14 protein-coding genes and 1 pseudogene are annotated in these 18,087 nt (G+C 27.4%); 7 read left to right on the top strand and 8 right to left on the bottom strand.

Annotation, left to right across the window (positions count from 1 at the left end; translation table 11 throughout):
* Positions 1-136 precede the first annotated feature (136 nt).
* Together eno and AOE55_RS00970 are read right to left on the bottom strand one after the other, a co-directional pair.
* Positions 137-1,447, bottom strand: coding sequence for a phosphopyruvate hydratase (eno, locus tag AOE55_RS00975; RefSeq protein WP_080611668.1), 1,311 nt, complete (start codon positions 1,445-1,447; stop codon positions 137-139).
* Between the two features lie 13 nt (positions 1,448-1,460).
* On the bottom strand, positions 1,461-3,146 hold the full coding sequence (locus tag AOE55_RS00970) for a CTP synthase (protein ID WP_013087802.1): 1,686 nt from the start codon (positions 3,144-3,146) through the stop codon (positions 1,461-1,463).
* Positions 3,147-3,969: 823 nt separating this feature from the next.
* Here AOE55_RS00970 and AOE55_RS00960 point away from each other — a divergent pair.
* Positions 3,970-4,695: a 5'-methylthioadenosine/adenosylhomocysteine nucleosidase gene (locus AOE55_RS00960; RefSeq protein WP_080611665.1), complete on the top strand. Its 726-nt coding sequence runs from the start codon at positions 3,970-3,972 to the stop codon at positions 4,693-4,695.
* A gap of 8 nt (positions 4,696-4,703) precedes the next feature.
* Here the strand turns inward: AOE55_RS00960 and erpA are convergent, their stop codons facing one another.
* On the bottom strand, positions 4,704-5,051 hold the full coding sequence (gene erpA, locus AOE55_RS00955; RefSeq protein WP_013087570.1) for an iron-sulfur cluster insertion protein ErpA: 348 nt from the start codon (positions 5,049-5,051) through the stop codon (positions 4,704-4,706).
* Between the two features lie 984 nt (positions 5,052-6,035).
* Here erpA and dksA point away from each other — a divergent pair.
* Both dksA and folK read left to right on the top strand, forming a co-directional pair.
* A pseudogene (gene dksA / locus AOE55_RS00950) lies at positions 6,036-6,425 on the top strand (RNA polymerase-binding protein DksA); the annotation flags it as partial.
* Positions 6,426-6,568: 143 nt separating this feature from the next.
* Positions 6,569-7,072: a 2-amino-4-hydroxy-6-hydroxymethyldihydropteridine diphosphokinase gene (gene folK / locus AOE55_RS00945; RefSeq protein ID WP_013087913.1), complete on the top strand. Its 504-nt coding sequence runs from the start codon at positions 6,569-6,571 to the stop codon at positions 7,070-7,072.
* A gap of 13 nt (positions 7,073-7,085) precedes the next feature.
* Here the strand turns inward: folK and AOE55_RS00940 are convergent, their stop codons facing one another.
* From AOE55_RS00940 to hpt, 3 genes are all read right to left on the bottom strand, one after another.
* Positions 7,086-7,862: an ABC transporter permease gene (locus AOE55_RS00940; protein ID WP_013087834.1), complete on the bottom strand. Its 777-nt coding sequence runs from the start codon at positions 7,860-7,862 to the stop codon at positions 7,086-7,088.
* A gap of 14 nt (positions 7,863-7,876) precedes the next feature.
* Positions 7,877-8,806 carry an ABC transporter ATP-binding protein gene (locus AOE55_RS00935; RefSeq protein WP_080611809.1) on the bottom strand — a complete coding sequence of 310 codons (930 nt, stop codon included), beginning with the start codon at positions 8,804-8,806 and terminating at the stop codon, positions 7,877-7,879.
* Positions 8,807-9,043: 237 nt separating this feature from the next.
* Positions 9,044-9,568 (bottom strand): hypoxanthine phosphoribosyltransferase, encoded by a 525-nt coding sequence (hpt, locus tag AOE55_RS00930; protein WP_013087685.1) that lies wholly within the window; start codon positions 9,566-9,568, stop codon positions 9,044-9,046.
* A gap of 493 nt (positions 9,569-10,061) precedes the next feature.
* Between hpt and AOE55_RS00925 the strand changes: the two genes are divergently transcribed.
* From AOE55_RS00925 to AOE55_RS00910, 4 genes are all read left to right on the top strand, one after another.
* Entirely contained in the window at positions 10,062-11,387 is a 1,326-nt protein-coding gene (locus AOE55_RS00925; RefSeq protein ID WP_013087644.1) for an MATE family efflux transporter, read from the top strand.
* Positions 11,388-11,788: 401 nt separating this feature from the next.
* Positions 11,789-12,991, top strand: coding sequence for a nicotinate phosphoribosyltransferase (gene pncB, locus AOE55_RS00920; protein ID WP_013087607.1), 1,203 nt, complete (start codon positions 11,789-11,791; stop codon positions 12,989-12,991).
* A 103-nt stretch (positions 12,992-13,094) separates the two neighbouring features.
* Positions 13,095-14,495, top strand: a complete 1,401-nt coding sequence (gene asnS / locus AOE55_RS00915) for an asparagine--tRNA ligase (RefSeq protein ID WP_013087794.1) — start codon at positions 13,095-13,097, stop codon at positions 14,493-14,495.
* A 155-nt stretch (positions 14,496-14,650) separates the two neighbouring features.
* Entirely contained in the window at positions 14,651-15,748 is a 1,098-nt protein-coding gene (locus AOE55_RS00910; protein ID WP_013087482.1) for a porin, read from the top strand.
* 107 nt (positions 15,749-15,855) lie between these two features.
* Here the strand turns inward: AOE55_RS00910 and AOE55_RS00905 are convergent, their stop codons facing one another.
* Both AOE55_RS00905 and rpsA read right to left on the bottom strand, forming a co-directional pair.
* Positions 15,856-16,020 (bottom strand): Trm112 family protein, encoded by a 165-nt coding sequence (locus AOE55_RS00905; RefSeq protein WP_013087924.1) that lies wholly within the window; start codon positions 16,018-16,020, stop codon positions 15,856-15,858.
* A gap of 347 nt (positions 16,021-16,367) precedes the next feature.
* Entirely contained in the window at positions 16,368-18,032 is a 1,665-nt protein-coding gene (gene rpsA / locus AOE55_RS00895) for a 30S ribosomal protein S1 (protein WP_013087736.1), read from the bottom strand.
* Positions 18,033-18,087: the final 55 nt, after the last annotated feature.

Here is an 18,087-nt window from a genome sequence, read left to right as displayed (position 1 = left end):
GAAAGACTTAAGTTATAAAATATGAAGATAAAAATACATCTCTCTAGAAAATCTCAAAAAAAATAATTTCGATTTTTGATGCATTAATTTTTATCGTTAATAATCCCAATGTAGATTCTCTTTTTTGTCAATTCAATTAAAATTCTCGTATCGATTTTTTAATCAAACCATACGAAGGACCAAATCGAAATTCATTTTTGAGCTCTTCTTCAATTCGTATTATTCTGTTATATTTTGAAACTCTCTCAGAACGACAAACTGATCCAGATTTGATTTGTCCAGAGACTGTTCCTACTGCAAGATCAGAAATCGTTGTATCTTCCGTTTCACCAGATCTATGGGAGATGATAGTAGAATATCCAAAATTTTGAGCGGTCTGAATAACTTTCATAGTTTCACTCACAGTTCCTATTTGATTTAATTTAATTAAAATAGAATTTGCAATCTTTTTTTTGATATGATGTCTTAATATTTTATCATTAGTTACAAACAAATCATCTCCGACCAATTGAACAAAACTTCCCAAAACTTTAGTTTGATGAATAAATCCTTTTTCATCTAATTCATACAATCCATCCTCAATGGATTTGATTTGATATCTCAAAGACATATTCTTTAGATTTTCTGTCCATTCTGTAGAACTAAAAGATTTTTGATCACCCTTCAATTCGTATTTTTTATTTTCTTTGTTGTAGAATTCTGAAGCAGCGCAATCTATTGCGAGAACCACGTCTTCACCAAGAGAATATTCAGCTAATTCTATAGCTTCTACAATAATTGATAGAGCGGATTCATTTGATGGTAGATTCGGAGAGTATCCCCCTTCATCTCCAACGTTACTATTAAGACCCCGTTTCTTTAAAATCTTTTTAAGAGAATGAAATATTTCTGTGCTAATTCGAATTGCCTCTTTAAAATTTCTTGCACCAATTGGCTGAATCATGAATTCTTGAATATCAATATTATTGTCAGCATGCTTTCCTCCATTTAAGATATTAATCATAGGTAAAGGTATCGAAAATTTTTCAGAATGATTAAATAGCTTCGAAACATATTGATAAAGGGGAATTTTTTCTTCTAAAGCTGCTACTTTCATAGAAGCTAAAGAAACTGCTAAAATAGAGTTTGATCCGAGTTTAGATTTATTTTCAGTTCCATCCAAATGAATCATGGTATCATCAATCAGACTTTGATCAAAAACATCTAATCCTATCAAGGATTGAGATATATCGTAGTTTATATTATGAATAGCTTTTAGAACCCCCATCCCTAAAAATCTATTTTTATCTAAATCTCTTAGTTCTAGAGCTTCTCTACTTCCTTTTGAAGCACCGGAAGGAACAGAGGCTATACCAAAATTATTTTTCGTATGAACTTCTGCTTCCACTGTTGGATTCCCCCTTGAATCTATGATCTCTCTTCCAATAACTTTGACAATCTTGCTCATATTTGTTCCAATTTTAAATGTTCTTTTGTTGTTTTGATTTATTAAAGTTGATTCTTTTAAAAAGTTTAGCAGCTTGTATAAAACTTAAAAAAAGAGGATGACATTCTCTTGGATTAGAGGTAAATTCTGGATGAAACTGGCAAGCTATAAACCATGGATGAAGAGGGTATTCAATAATTTCTACTGATTTTCTATCTTCTGAAATTCCAGATATACATAATCCAGCTTTTTCTATCTTTTTAAGAAAGAGCTTATTTACTTCATAACGATGTCGATATCTTTCAAAAATGACATTTCTCTTATATATCGAATAAACCTTACTTTTCCTAACTAAATGACATTTCTTTTTACCAATTCTCATTCTGGTTTCTTTCTGAAATATTCCCTTATATTGGTATATTTTTTCAGAATTTTCTTTTTGATCATTTTTTCTTGAAGAAATTGGTATAATAACAGGATATTGACAATTTGAAGAAAACTCCTTGGAATTAGCTCCATGCATTTCTGCAACATTTCTCGCATATTCTATGAAAGCTACTTGCATTCCTAAACAAATTCCCAAGTAGGGTATTTTATTCTCTCTAGCATAACGAACTGCTAAAATTTTTCCCTCTATACCTCTCTCTCCGAATCCTCCTGGAATAAGAATAGCATCTACATTTTCTAACATTTTTAAATTATCAGAAGAAGATGATGATTCGAATTCTTCAGAATCGATCATTTTAATCATTACTTCTACTTGATTACCAAATCCTCCATGTTTAAGCGCTTCTATAACAGATCTATAAGAATCAGGTAGATGAACATATTTTCCAACCATTCCTATAGTTACATGATCAATTTGATTTGATTGACTTTGAAACAAACTTTTCCATTCTGATAAGTTTGCAGAAGGACACTTCATCAAAAATCTTTTACAAATATAATCATCTATTTTTTGAAGATGTAGAAGAACAGGTATTTTATAAATGGAATCTACATCTTCTAAAGAAATAATTGCTTTCTTAGGAATATTACAAATTAAAGTAATTTTTAATTTTTCTTTTTCAGAAATCGATTTACTGGATCTACAAACCAACATATCTGGTTGAATACCGATTGAAAGAAGCGATTTTATCGAATGCTGTGTTGGCTTTGTTTTCATCTCCCCAGTAGAATTAAGGTATGGTACTAAAGTGAGATGTAAAAACATTGTGTATTGACGACCTATTTCAATTGATAATTGTCGTATTGCTTCCAGAAATGGTAAAGATTCGATATCTCCTACTGTACCCCCTATTTCTACTAAAACTAAATCATATCCCTTACCTCCTTGTAAGATCTTTCTTTTTATTTCATTCGTTATATGAGGAATTACCTGAACTGTTTGACCCAAATATTTTCCAGATCTTTCTTTTCGAATAACTTCAGAATATATTAAACCTGTGGTAAAATTATTCTCCTTGGTCATTTTAGTTCGTATAAATCTCTCATAATGTCCTAAATCTAGGTCAGTTTCTGTTCCGTCTTCTGTTACAAACACCTCTCCATGTTGTATAGGACTCATTGTTCCAGAATCAACATTAATATACGGATCCAACTTAATTATAGTGATCTTTATTCCTCTTGATTCGAGCAAATTTGCTAAAGATGCCGCAAATATCCCTTTTCCTAAAGAAGAAACTACTCCTCCAGTTACAAAGATATATCGTGTTTTCATGATTATTTTATTCGAAAAAAAGACAAGATAAAATTAGGAGATAGCTTTTTTATTATTCAAAAGTTCAATTGTTAAACTTTAGAAGGATTTTTAAATTCTGCATTCTGCTATATCAAAACTAAGATACCATTAACAAGATTAATTCGGTGCATAAGAATAAATATTTGAATACTTTATCCTAGTCAACGACAATCTAGAAGAAACATATCGTTATGACATAACTGAAAGAGAAGTTACACGCAAGCTCTTTCTACAATGCTTATCTTTAAATTTGATCTTAAACATTGATCAGAAAGATCTTATTGAAAAGAATAAAAAATCATCTACCACCAAACTTAAATTTTAGCAAAATTTATTTAAATTTTCAAACTGAAATAAAAAGAACAAATAAATTGTTCTATTCTATGAAAATAATGAACTTATTCGATTTAATAGTTCGTTTGATTCTTGAGAAATTCTAGGATGACAATCGAGTTTAAAAAAATTAAAATATTACGTACTGATATTACAATAATCACATATTAATTGTACAATTTTAGTATTAAGAAAGAAATCAAAAAAATACGATATAAAATTTTAATAATTTTTTATTTCAAATCAAAAAAAAGGATTCAATTATATAAATGTTTTTTAAATCGGTTCTATTCGATAAGTACGTCAAAAAAGTTTGAAAAAAATCAGTTTTTTAATTTTAATCTAAATATCTTTTCTCTTCGAAATTTAAGAAAAAAGAAAACTGATTTTTCATATATCGAATTAATTTATAAACTTTTTATACATTAGATCTCTCTTTTTTTAAAAGCTAGATGCTATTTTTTATAAAATGAACAAGTTAAAAATCGCGATAATATGTTCTATGAAAGAAGAAATATCATATCTCGAAGAATATATTAAAAAAAGTTCAATCCTTAGACTGGGTAAAATTCGTCTACATTTTGGAAAAATAAAAAATGTTTCCTTCTTTTTATTAATCTCTGGAATTGGAAAAGTTTTTTCTTCAATGGCAACTACTTGGCTAATTAATAAAATTTCTCCAGATATAATTATGAATTTCGGTATCATGGGCGGTCTGAAAGAATTGAAAATTGGAGATATGGTTATATCAAAAAAAACGTGTTACTACGATTTCGATTTAAGTTGCTTTGGATATGAGATAGGTCAAGTTCCAGAGTTGCCAAAATTTTTTTATTCAGATACCAATCTAATTAGAGCAGCAAAAGATTCTGTAAAGAGTCTCAATTTTAATTGCGTAATTGGAACAACTTGTAGTGGAGATCGTTTTATTTTTGGGAAAAGAAAATCAGATTTCTTTCATAATTTTTTTCCAGAAGCAGTTGGAGTGGATATGGAGGGAGCAGCGATAGCTCAAGTGTGTCATTTATTCAGTACACCATTCGTTTCTATTCGATCGATTTCAGATATAATCAATCAATCGAACACAAAAGAAGAAGTGTATGAGAATAAAAAAGCTTTATTAAAACCCATAAACGATTTGAATTCAGTTGTAATCAATTTTCTAAAACAAATTTCGAAAATTCATCTCAGTTGAAAGGATCTTCAAATACTTTTCCTGAAAGAAGAACCACAATTGCAAGTCACACTTGCATTTGGATTATTTACGATAAACTGAGAATTTTCTATTGTTTCCGAAAAATCAATTGTACTTCCTGATAGATATTGAAAACTAATTGGATCGATTACTAATTTTATTCCTTTTTTCTTTAGGACTATATCATCTTTATCTTTCTTTTTGCCAATGATGAATTTATACTTTAGCCCGCTACATCCTCCACCTACAATATAAATTCTAAAGAACGATTTCGATTTATTCGAATATTTAATATGGTTTTTTATTTCTTTAGCAGCATTTTTCGTAATACACAATTTCGAACGTCTCTTTTTCATAAAAAATACCAAGTGGTTTCTAATGTGTTTTGGTAAATTTATAAAATTCTTTTAAAGAAAGTTATAAATCAAAAAATTTTTTATAGAATTTTTGATTAAAAGAAATTAATTTCTTCTTAAGCATTCCTTATGGAGTTTGCACGATTAAGATTTTTTTAGACTTTAAATTTAGTTGAAAAGATATCTTTAAACAAACCAATTAAAAGATATTCGTTTAAATGAATTTTATAAATTCTCATCTATTTTTCAGGTAATTTCTGAAAAAAAATTCTTAAATTATTGAATTTAATTATAAGCAAATTAGAATAATCAATCAAATAATTGTTATTCGAAAAAAATTTATTTATTCATCTATTTCAATAGTCTAACCTTAAAGAAAACTTTATAACTTCAAAATAAATCCAAAAAATATAGTTTTAAAATTATATTTAAAAAAATTAATTAACTTTCTTTCGAATATTTTAAATAAAATAATTTAAGTTCTAAAAAATTTTTTAGTAGTTATTTAAAAAAAAGATCAATAACATCCATTATCTTACTAACAATCTTCTTTTGAAAAAAAGACTAACGTTCTTATATATACTATTCGGTATTACTACTTTAAAAAAAATTTTATGAGATCTCTTTTAAAATCTTTTTAGAAAATTGTGAGTATAATTTGATTAATGTTGAAATAAAACAAAAAATTTTTTAAGATTTCTTCGTTAAAGAAGAATTTAAATTTTTAGGAATTTCTATATCAAATGATGTTCGATGGTCTTTTTTTAAAAAATAAAGAAATACAGAGAGATTTATCATTTACTTGAAGGAAGGAGCCAAACTACACTTTTGATTCTCTATTAAATTTCTTTTTTAAGATTTAATTAATTTAAAATACGAAATTATTGATTTATCTTCGAGGTTCTAGAAGAAACAGTTACTATATAGTAAAGAAAGCAGATAAATTTTTTCAAGAGGGATTGATGATTTCTAAAAATATTAACAAAAATTAGGAGATTTTACATGAATGAAAATCAGTTAAAATATTTTCGAAAAATTTTGGAGACTTGGAAAAAGAAAATAGATAAAAAAACTAATCAACAAACTGTTCAAATACAAAATATATCTGAAAACTTTCCTGATCCAATTGATAGAGCAGTCCAAGAAGAGGAATTTAATTTAGAGTTAAGAAATCGAGATCGAGAAAGAAAGTTAATAGAAAAAATAGATCATACTTTGCATAAGATTGATTTAAAAAAATTTGGATACTGTGTTAACTGCAAAGTAGAAATAGGATTGAGAAGGTTAGAAGCTAATCCAATAGCAGATCTCTGTATAGAATGTAAGACTATGGACGAAATTAGAGAAAAACAAATAAAAAACCATCAAAAATAGAAAAATTTTCAAAAATCTTCCAAAAAATTTTATTTTTAGATTGATTTTGATTTTAAAAAAATTAATAAGGTTTTTATAAATCTAAGGTTTTTTATAAAATACGTAAAAGAATATTAAATTACTTCTAAATAAAAAATTCTCAAATGAAAAAACTTCAAATTGCATATATTTCTGTTGGAAGTAATCTAAATAATCCAATCTATCAAGCTGATAGATCAATAATCTCAATGAGAAATATTCCTGATACTGATTTGATATCAGTCTCCTCTTACTATAGAACTAAACCAATTGGAAACTCAAATCAACCAGATTATTTAAATGCTGTGGTATCGATCAAAACACAACTAAGCCCGAAAGTTTTATTAAGTTATATCCAAAAAATTGAATTCAAACAAGGGAGAACCAGAACAAAAGAAAAATGGACTTCTAGAACATTAGATCTCGATATCCTATTATATGGAAATATGATGGTTAAAGAAAAAAATCTAGTTATACCTCATCCAGAGTTAAAAAATAGATATTTTTTACTATATATGATATATAAAGAGGATCCAAATCTAATATTTCCAGATGGACAGTCTATATTAGACATGATGAACAAATGTCAGAAGGTGTCTTTTTCGGTTTTAAAAAAAAATCCTTTATAGATCAGATCTCCTGTTAAGCTTTTAGAAATTTTCCACTTTTTAAGATATACCATGTGACGTAATAGAGAATTAAGGTGAATATTAATAATATGATTAGTGTAACGTTTAACGAAAGTTCTCCTCCAATTCCTAAAAATCCATACCGCAATCCTCCAATCATATATACAACTGGATTAACTTTAGAGATAATTTTCCAGAAATTACTTGGAAGAAGAGATAGTGAATAGAAAACTCCTCCCAAATAAGTTAATGGAGTTAGTATGAAGGTTGGAATGATACTAATGTCATCAAAAGTTTTAGCAAAAATGGCGTTCACCAGTCCAGCTAAAGAAAATAAAGTAGAAGTCATAAGTATTGTAATAAAGATTACAAACCAAGAATGCACTTCTAAAGGAAAAAACACAACAGAGGATAAAATAATTAAAACTGCAACCAATACACCACGAGAAACTCCACCTCCAACAAAACCAAGAATTAGTACATTTATTGGAATTGGAGAAACCAGAAGTTCTTCAATACTTTTCTGAAACTTAGCTCCAAAAAAAGAAGAACATACATTAGAATAAGAATTTGTAATTACAGATGTCATGATCAATCCAGGAAAAATGAATTTAATATAACTCACTCCTTCCATATTTCCAATTCTTTTGCCTATTAAATTTCCGAAAATTACAAAATAAAGCAAAGTTGTAATTACTGGAGGAAGTAAGGTTTGTATCCAAATTCTAGAAAATCTAGTGATTTCCTTTATCCATATTGTTTTTATAGCAATCCAATAAAAAAAAATCATCTTTTTTTCCTCAATTACATCGAATCTATCTTTTTTCTCATTAGGTTAATGAACAAATTTTCTAATCTGTTGACTTTGTTTTTCATGCTATTAATTTTAATTCTTTGGTCTGAAAACTGTTTAAAAAGATCATATAAACCCTGACCTTTTGAAACAACGACCTCCAATGTGAATCGATCGATCAATTTAAATAAATAATTTTTTAAATTAAGATTTTTGCTTGCACGATCTAGATTAAAGATAAAAGTTTCTGATTCCAATCGATTCAACAGTTCTCTAATACTAGTATTTTCGATTAATTTCCCTTTTTGAATGATTCCAACATTCCTACAAAGTGTTTCAGCTTCTTCCAAATAATGTGTAGTTAGTATAATTGTGGTACCTTTAAAATTTAATAATTTCAGAAAATTCCAAGTGGATCTTCTGAGCTCGATATCAACTCCAGCTGTTGGCTCGTCTAATATCAATAGTTTTGGATTATGCATTAGAGCTCTAGCTATCATCAATCTTCTTTTCATTCCTCCAGACAAATCTCTAGCGGAACTATTTCTTTTATCCCATAAAGATAATTGAGATAGAATTTCTTTTGCTCTTAAATAAGCCAAGTTTCTGGAAACTCCATAGTATCCAGCTTGATTTAAAAGAATTTGTAAAACAAATTCGAATGGATTGAAATTAAATTCTTGTGGAACTAAACCAAATTGCCTTTTTACATTCATTTCATCTTGATCTAAATCATAACCAAATACCTCTACTTTTCCACTATCTTTGTTTATTAAAGAACTAATGATTCCAATTATAGTAGATTTTCCTGCTCCATTCGGACCCAATAAAGCATAAAAATCTCCAACTTTAACTTTTAAATTAATTCCATCCAATGCTCTAATTTTTCCATAATACTTTTTTTTTAGTTGAATGATCTTTAAGGCATATTGTTTAGACATTTTAATTTTTTTAAGAGATAAAAATCTATTAATAAAATCCAATATCTTTAAGAAAAGCAGTTACTCAAGAGTTTCATTGAGATGAAAAACTAATCATTCTTAAAAACATTCTTCTTATCTGAAAAGCTTCTAAATGTTTTCCTTTCTTGATATAAAAATATTATTTTTAATAATATCCTTTATATGAATGTCTTTCGAAAGGATTAAAAAACAGAAAGTTTCTTTAAAACACTGATTTCATAGAACATACCCTATGTAGGGTAAGTGACGATATTTTTGTGAATAATCTATTCCATATCCGACAATAAATCGATCTTGAATAGAATACCCAATCCATTTTATAGATATTTTTACTTCCCTTTTAGATGGCTTGCTGAAAAGAGTGCATATCTTAATGGACTTTGGTTTTCTAGATTGCAAGACTCGTAGAATTTTTTTCAAAGTGTTTCCTGAATCTACAACGTCTTCCACAATAACTATATTTTTTTTTCGAATATTTTGATCTAAATCTTTGATTATTCGAACATTTTCATTCGATTGAAATCCATTTCGATAGCTAGAAACTATCATAAAATCAATTTCATGAGGAAGATCAATCTTTCTACATAAATCTGATATAAATATAAAGGATCCTTTTAAAATACCGACCAAAACTAACTTACCTTTCTTCGATCGATAATAATCTGCTATCTTTTTAGCAATCTCTTGGATACGTTTCTTAATATCCTTTTCGGAAATCATGAAATGCACAGTTTCTTTCATAGATTAAATGTTTTTCAAAAATATCTTTTGTAAGTGTATTTGGAATAAAAACTCCCTTTTTTTTCGAAAAATTATTCCTTGTTTTGCTCATTGTATCTTTTATTAAGAGATAATTAATTTTTAATAATTTAATCTAATCAGTTTGATATCATATTATTTGTGAAATTTAATAATGATATTTTACTAAATCATGTTTAATAACTTTTTATAGAAAGTTAAATTTTTGATAATACCATTTCCTTTCCATATCTTTGAATAAAAAGTCTTAATGATAATTTAAAAAATCACGCCTCTATATTTTAAAAATATATTTTCAAAAATTTGACAAACTGAATAAAATAAAATGAATCAGCATAAATTAATTTGATAAAAGATTTTTTACTGAACAAATTAAAGTTTATCGATCAATTATTAATTTGAATCAATTTATAAGAATTATATCCTTTAAAATAATTAATTCAAACAATCAAACTTCCATTCAAAAAATCATAATATGATTAATAAATCACTCTATTCACTTAGCTGGCCAATTTTTATTGATATATTTTTGCATTTTTCCATGTTATTAATTAATACTTATATGGTTAGCTATTTATCTACTTCTTATTTAGCTTCGATGGGGGTTGGAAATCAAATATTTGATTTCTTTATTACTTTATTCAGTTTTATTAGTGTAGGATGTAGTATAGTTATTGCGCAATATTTAGGAGCGGGAAAAAAAGAACAATCTATCCAAGCAATTCATACAGCAATTTCCTTTAATTTTCTATTAGGATGTATTAGTTCAGCGATCATATTATGTTTTGGACGCAATATATTAAACTTTATGAATACTCCTAACCACCTGTTTAATCAAAGTTTTTTCTATCTCAAAAAACTTGCTCTATGTTTAATACTTGAATCAATTTCTATCATTACATCTGCTTGTTTACGTGTGTATGGAAGATCACAATCGGCAATGTTTGTTACATTAATTTCTAACTTAATTATTATTTTTGGAAACTTGATATTCTTGTTCGGATTTTTTGGAATTCATAATCAAGGATTAATAGGAATTTCTTATTCGACTTTAATTGGAAGAACAATCTCTCTATTCGCTTTGCTTTTCTTGCTATTTATTAGATTAAAGATTAAATTCGTTCCTCATTTTCTCTTCGGTGGATCTAAAAAAATTTTGAGTAAAATGCTACAAGTTGGGTTACCCTCAGCTGGTGAAAATCTGGTATGGACTATACATTATATGATCATATATTCCTTTATTGGAATGATGGGAGAAAAGTTTATGGCAGCTCAGACATTGTATTTTCAAATATCTCTCTTTATCATGCTTTTTGGACTATCTATTAGTATTGGAAATGAAATCATTGTTGGTTATTTAGTAGGATCTAAAAAGTTCGAGGAAGCTTACTCAACAGGAATGAAAAGTTTAAAAGTTGGTTTTATAGTAACTGTTTTAGTGGTTTTTTTATTTTGGCTTTTTAAAATTGAGATCTTACGATCGATTGTTCAAGACGAAGATGTTACTGAGATTTTAATTCCTCTTTTTTTATTATCTGTCTTCTTAGAGCCGGGAAGAACTTTAAATATCATCATGGTAAACTCTTTAAGAGCAACTGGAGACGTTAATTTTCCTTTTTTAATTGCTGTGTTTTCTATGTTCGGAATTGCTATTCCATTAAGTTATCTATTTGGAATAGTCATGAAGATGGGATTATTTGGAATATGGACTGGATTCTTAATTGATGAATGGATAAGAGGAATTATTAACTCTATCAGATGGAAATCAAAAAAATGGGAAGCAAAAAGATTAAATTTATAATTTAAATAATCTGAATAAATAAAATAAAGTTTCTATTTTTTTTTCAATTAAAAATATAAGAAAATTTTCGAACAAACATTCAGTAACTTCTTTATTCTCAATAAAAGATTATGCAGAAAGTTATTTAATTTTTTTAAGATACATCTTTAGCAGAAATCTTATCCTTATTCTTATCCGAATATTTTATGTTTAACAATATCTTATCTTAAATAAATTGTAAAAAATAAAAAATTTTCCAAATTTCTAAATTATTTAATCAGAACAAATTCCAAATTTCTCATTTATACCAAATTTTTCATATCTATTAAAATGGATGCTATATTCATATAATTATATAATAATTTTCTAATCTTAATCATCTAAGTATTTTCAGATATCAATCCATTATTTTGAAGATTTTCATGAAAAAATTATTTCAATCTCCAATCATTACTTCCATACTGGATACTGATGCATATAAGCTTCATATGCAACAAGCTGTCTTCCACTATTATAAAAAAGTTTCTGTAGTAGCAGAGCTACAATGTAGAAAACAGGAAATACTAAAAAAATACATCTACGCAATACAATATCAAATTAATTTAATGAAAGATATCTCTTTAACTAAAGAAGAATATTTTTACTTGAATAATTTTCCTTACTTTAAAAAGGATTATCTGAATTGGTTAAGAAAATTTCGTTTTGATCCAAGTCAAGTTTTGATTTATAGCAATTCAAACGATAATCTTAGAATTAGAATTAGTGGATATTGGTATAAGGTAATTCTTTGGGAAGTTCCTTTGCTATCTATGGTAAGCGAACTGATCCATAAAGATCAAAATTCCGATTTAAAAATTAAAGAAAAAGCTATCCGTCAACTATATCTGGATATGGAAAATCTCTTTTATATTGCCAAAAAACAAAGTATAGATCTAAAATATTTCAGAATAGTAGATTTTGGAACTCGTCGTCGTTTCTCTAAATCAATACATTTCCATATAGTAAAAGAGTTAAAAAAAAGTTTTCCTTATTTTTTTGGAACCAGTAACTATTATTTAGCTAAGGAACTTCATATTTCTCCATTTGGAACACAATCTCATGAATGGTTTCAGGCGCATCAGCAAATTGCCAGTAAATTATCAGAAAGTCAAAAAGAAGCGTTAAAAATATGGTTGAACGAATATCCGAAAGAACTTGGCGTTGCAATAACGGATTGCATAACGATGAACGCTTTTTTAAAAGATTTTGATATATCTTTAGCAAAAAAATATATTGGATTAAGACATGACTCTGGAGATCCAGTAAAATGGGCTGAAAAGGCCATAGATCATTATATACATTTTAGAATCAATCCAACTGAAAAGACTTTAGTTTTTTCTGATAATCTTAATTTTCAGCAATCTTTATCTTTATACAAAAGATTTCATAAGAAGATAAATTTAATCTTTGGAATTGGAACAAAGCTGACTTGTAATATTCCTGGAGTCAATCCTCTTAATATTGTTATTAAATTGACAGAATGTAATGGAAAACCAGTTGCTAAAATATCCGATAGTCCAGAAAAAATGATTTGTAAGGATCCAAAATTCTTTAAAAGGTTAATTCGCATTTTTAATCTGTTTTAATTGCTACATTTCGGAAAAAAGATCTCTTTTCGTTCAAATAAATTTTAAATTGTATTCAACTTTTTTGAAAATTTAAATTAAACTCTCTAAAAAAGGAAATAAAATGATTGCAGTTCCAATAGTTGATATTTTTAATGAAAAAGTAAAAATAGGAGAAAAAATTAAAGTAACAGGATGGGTGAAATCCAGAAGAGATTCGAAACTGGGAATCTCTTTTATAGATTTTTATGATGGATCTTGCTTGAAAACTTTACAAGTGGTTGTTAAAGAAAAGATTATTCAAAATTATCGAAAAAAAATTTTATCAATTACTACTGGATTTTCTTTGGAAATAATTGGAAATTTGAGTTTATCAATTGGAAAAGAACAGAAATTTGAATTATTAAGCACTGATATCAAAGTGGTTGGGAATGTAAAAGATCCAGAAAATTATCCAATATCTATTAAAAAACATAGTTTTGAGTATCTTAGAAAGGTATCTCATCTTAGATCAAGAACTAATATTATAGGTTCTATTTCTAGAATACGAAGTGATTTGATATATTTTATCCATTCTTTTCTAAAAGAAAATGGTTACTTATTAGTCTCTACTCCAATTATTACAACTGTCGATACAGAAAAATCAAGTAAGATGTTCTGTGTTTCTTCTTTAGACTTAAATAACTTACCAATTACAAAACTTGGAAAGATAGATTTTAGTAAAGATTTTTTTGGAAAAAAAACTTTTTTGACAGTTTCTGGACAATTAAACTTGGAAGCTTATGCATGCTCTCTTAGTAAAGTATATTCATTTGGGCCAACTTTTCGTGCAGAACCTTCCAACACAAGAAAACATTTGGCAGAATTTTGGATGTTAGAACTAGAAGCATCTTTTTTGGATCTTTCTGAGCTAATTCAATTATCCGAAAACATGCTCAAATATGTTTTCAAAAATATTTTGGAAAATAGAGAAGAAGATTTGCTCTTTTTATCAAAAAAGACTGGGATTAATATCCTTAAAAGATTAGAAAAGTTCATCATATCCGATATAATTCAAGTAGAGTTTCACGATGTAATAAAAATATTAAGTAGAATGGAGAATAACTTAAGTTCGAAATTAATAGAGAAGGATATTTCTGAAAAACAAGAAAAGTACTTGACTGAAAAATATTTCAACAATTCGATAATCATTAAAAATCATCCGAAAGGTATTAAACCTTTTTATATGAAATTAAACGAAGATCAAAAAACAGTTGCATCGATGGATCTTTTAATACCTCCACTTGGTGAAATCATCGGGGGTTCGCAAAGGGAAGAAATATATTCTAAGATATGTAAAAATATGAAAGAGAAGGGAATAAAGAAAAAAAATTATGAATGGTACCTAGATCTTCGTCGTTATGGAACGGTTCCTCATTCTGGATTTGGATTAGGTTTTGAAAGATTAGTTGCCTATACAACCGGAATGAAAAATGTTCGGGAAGTTATTCCTTTTCCGAGAACTATACGAAATGCAAAGTTTTAGTTCTTAGTTTTTGTGGAATATGGATGATTTTTTATATTCGATTCGAAAAGTTTGGAAATCTAAATGACGTATCGATGTTCTTTAGTCTTGCCAAAGATAATGAACAGTGAATTATTCAATTTTTTAAAATTCCATTTCTTCAATATGATTTTTTTATGATCAAAAACATTCATAAAATAATGAAGAGGATTCTTTTTATTGTATTTTCGTTAAGCATATTGATTCGTTCAGTTCATGCTTTAGAAGTCTATGATAAAAACGGTCAAAGAATAGAGATTTTCGGATCCATTGGAATACAAAACAATCGTTCCGATTTCTTAAACGAAGAAACTTTAAATCAAACAAATGTTCGAATTACAGGAAAAAAAGTAATATCTCACGGATTAACGGGTTTCGGAAATTTTGAGTTAGAAACAGGGATGAGCCACTCTAAGAATAATAGTTATAGTAGAAGTAATTTAACCAACGTAGGTTTAGATTCTGAAAAGTTTGGTTTATTAGAATATGGAAAGAACCACACAATATTATACGATATTAGGAAGTGGACTCAACTTATTCAAGATCGGATAGAAGATAAACATTCTCATCCAATTCAAAAAATAAAAAATGTACACTATAATCTTTTGACATATAGAAATTTCTTTGGTACTCAAAATAAATTGAATTTTGCTGTTCAGTATTATGGAAAAAATCTCAGAAAATTAAATGAAACCGTTTTGACGGTTTATCCAGGGCTTGGTTTTTCTACCGATTATGATCTTGGATATGGGTTAAAGATAGGAGGATCATATTTAGATATTGGACAATCTAGATTGTATGAACAAAACCAGATGAATTTTCAGGACATAAAGTCTTGGAATGTTGGGTTGCAGTATAAGAATTTTAAAAAAAACTTCTGTGTTTCTTTAATTTATGAAGATACGTTAATCGACGAAAACGTTTATAAATTCCAAAAAATTGAGAAAACACAAAAAAATAATTTGAAAAATTTTAGTTTAGTTTTCGAAACTCTTTTCGAAAAAACTAAATTTAGACCATTTTTAGGGTTCTCAAATAAAAAACAATTCTCTAGTAGTAGTTTGAATGATCTTCAAGAAGATTCCAATAAGAAATCTATTCATTTAGGAGCATCTTATCGGTTTGATAAGAACTTAATCGCAAAATTGAATTATCAATTCAATGTTCCTAGTTTTTATGAGAGAAATTTTTTAGGAAAAAATTCTGCTCTATTTGGAATAGAGTATGAATTTTAAAAGTATAACTTTATTTTTTTTTGTTCAAAAAAAATCAAACCCTCTTATTAAGAGAATCTTTAGAAAAAAATCAAAAACTATAAAACTTATGTGATTTTACGAAATCTTCAAATAACTTTTCTGCTTTTTTCTTCCATTAAAACCAATATATTTTTCTTAATCGGAAAAGCCACTCGATCTTTTTGACAAATTAATTCAGAATTTTTTTTACTGTGAACTAATCTTCCAGTACATATAGGACATGCAATGATGTTGATTAAAAATTTGTCCATCTTGGCATAAAGTCTACGTAGTATATTCTATATACAGTCATTTCGAACTAAAAGAATTCTATTTGTCTTCTTTCTTCTTCCAAAAAAATCTACAATACTTTCTCAAATACAATTATGGACTATAAAAGACCAAGAATCCTATAGAAAGAAAAATTTATATTTTTCAACAAGGATTAAGAAGTTGATAATATACGAACTTCTCAAAAATTTTTATTTTATGCATTATAGAAAAATCAATACAAAAAATAAAATGATCAGAAAAAATATCGAAAATCAAGCTTTCTTTAATATATTGAAGAATAATATAAATGAAGTTTAAACATTTGAATAAAAAATCTTTGATCAAACTATTCATTTTTCGCTGCTTTAAAAGCCTCAATCATAATATTGGAAAATTTATTTCTTTCTTTTTTTTCATGATTTTCGCAAACTTTTCTTTCCTTTTCTATTGATAAATTAAACTTTTCATAAATCGAAGCGATAATCATTCTACTTTTTCTGTCAATTCCAATGTATTTAACTGGAATTTGTTTTCCAACTTGATAATTTTCTGGTACGTTCTCAGGAACGTATAATTTTCCTAATATTTTGTTTTCTAAAGATATGATGACTTCCTTTTCTTCTATAGAAATCACCTTACCGAAAATTTTATCTCCTTTTTTATATTTTTTAGAATATTTTTGAATTGGATCTTCAGAAAGTTGTTTAATTCCTAAAGATATTCTTTCTCTCTCAAAATCAACTTGCAAAACTACAGCAGATATTAGATCTCCTTTTTTATATTTAACTGATTCTTCCTCATACGAATTGTCCCAAGATACATCAGAAGAGTGTACTAATCCATCTATTCCACCATTTAGTTCGATGAATATTCCGAAATCAGTAATGGACTTTATTTTCCCTTCTACACGATCATTTTTTGAATGAGCTTCTGAGAATTGTTTCCATGGATTCGGTTGACATTGCTTTAAACCCAACGATATACGACGTCTTTTTTCATCTATATCCAATATCATAACCTTAATCTCTTCTCCAATATTCACTATCTTAGAAGGATGTATATTCCTTTTAGTCCAATCTATTTCAGAAACATGAACCAAACCTTCTATTCCTTCTTCGATCTCTACAAAACAGCCGTAATCAGTAATATTTGTCACTTTTCCAACAATTTTCTTTCCTGGAGAATATTTCTCTAATATTCCTTTCCACGGATCAATTCCTAACTGTTTCAAACCCAGTGAAACTCTACTTTTATCTTTATCAAATTTCAATACTTTAACTTTAATATTATCACCTATCTTTACTATCTCACTTGGATGTTTTACTCTTTTCCAAGATATGTCAGTGATATGCAATAACCCGTCTACTCCTCCTAGATCAATAAAAGCTCCATAGTCTGTCAAATTTTTTACAATTCCCGGAACTTCTATTCCTTCTTTTAAGCTCTCTAACAAACTTATTCGATCATTATTATTCTCAGATTCAATTATTGCTTTTCTAGACACTACTATATTGTTTCTTCTTTGATCTAGTTTGATAATCTTGAATTCTATTTCTTTTCCTTCTAAATTATTGGAAGAAAAATCTCTAATCGGTCTAACATCAAATAGAGATCCTGGAAGAAAAGCTCGAATTCCTTCTATTTCGACTGCAAATCCTCCCTTTACCTTTTCAGTTATGATTCCAGATATCTTTTTACCTCCTGAATAAGATTCTTTTAAAAAAGTCCAGATTGCATTCCTTTTCGCTTTCTCTCTTGAAACTACAGTTTCTCCAAATCCGTCCTCTATGGTTTCAAGAATAACATCTACCGTATCTCCTATATTTACCTCAATTTTTCCTTTTGAATCCTTAAATTGTCCTATTGGAACAAAAGATTCAGATTTTAATCCTGTATCGATTATTATCGTATCTTTTTCGATATTTATTACTTTACCCTGAACTAGTGATCCAGATCGTATTTTTAGATCTTTTAGAGATTTTCTAAATAGTTGACTAAATGATTGATTCATATTAAATATATATTCTATTTTCGTGTAATTGTTCCTTAAATTATAATGGATTTTG

This window comes from Candidatus Riesia pediculicola, from assembly GCF_002073915.1.
Classification (GTDB): Bacteria; Pseudomonadota; Gammaproteobacteria; order Enterobacterales; family Enterobacteriaceae; genus Riesia; species Riesia pediculicola.
The sequence above is the reverse complement of the archived record's forward strand: the minus strand, read 5'-3'. Positions and strand labels throughout refer to the sequence as shown.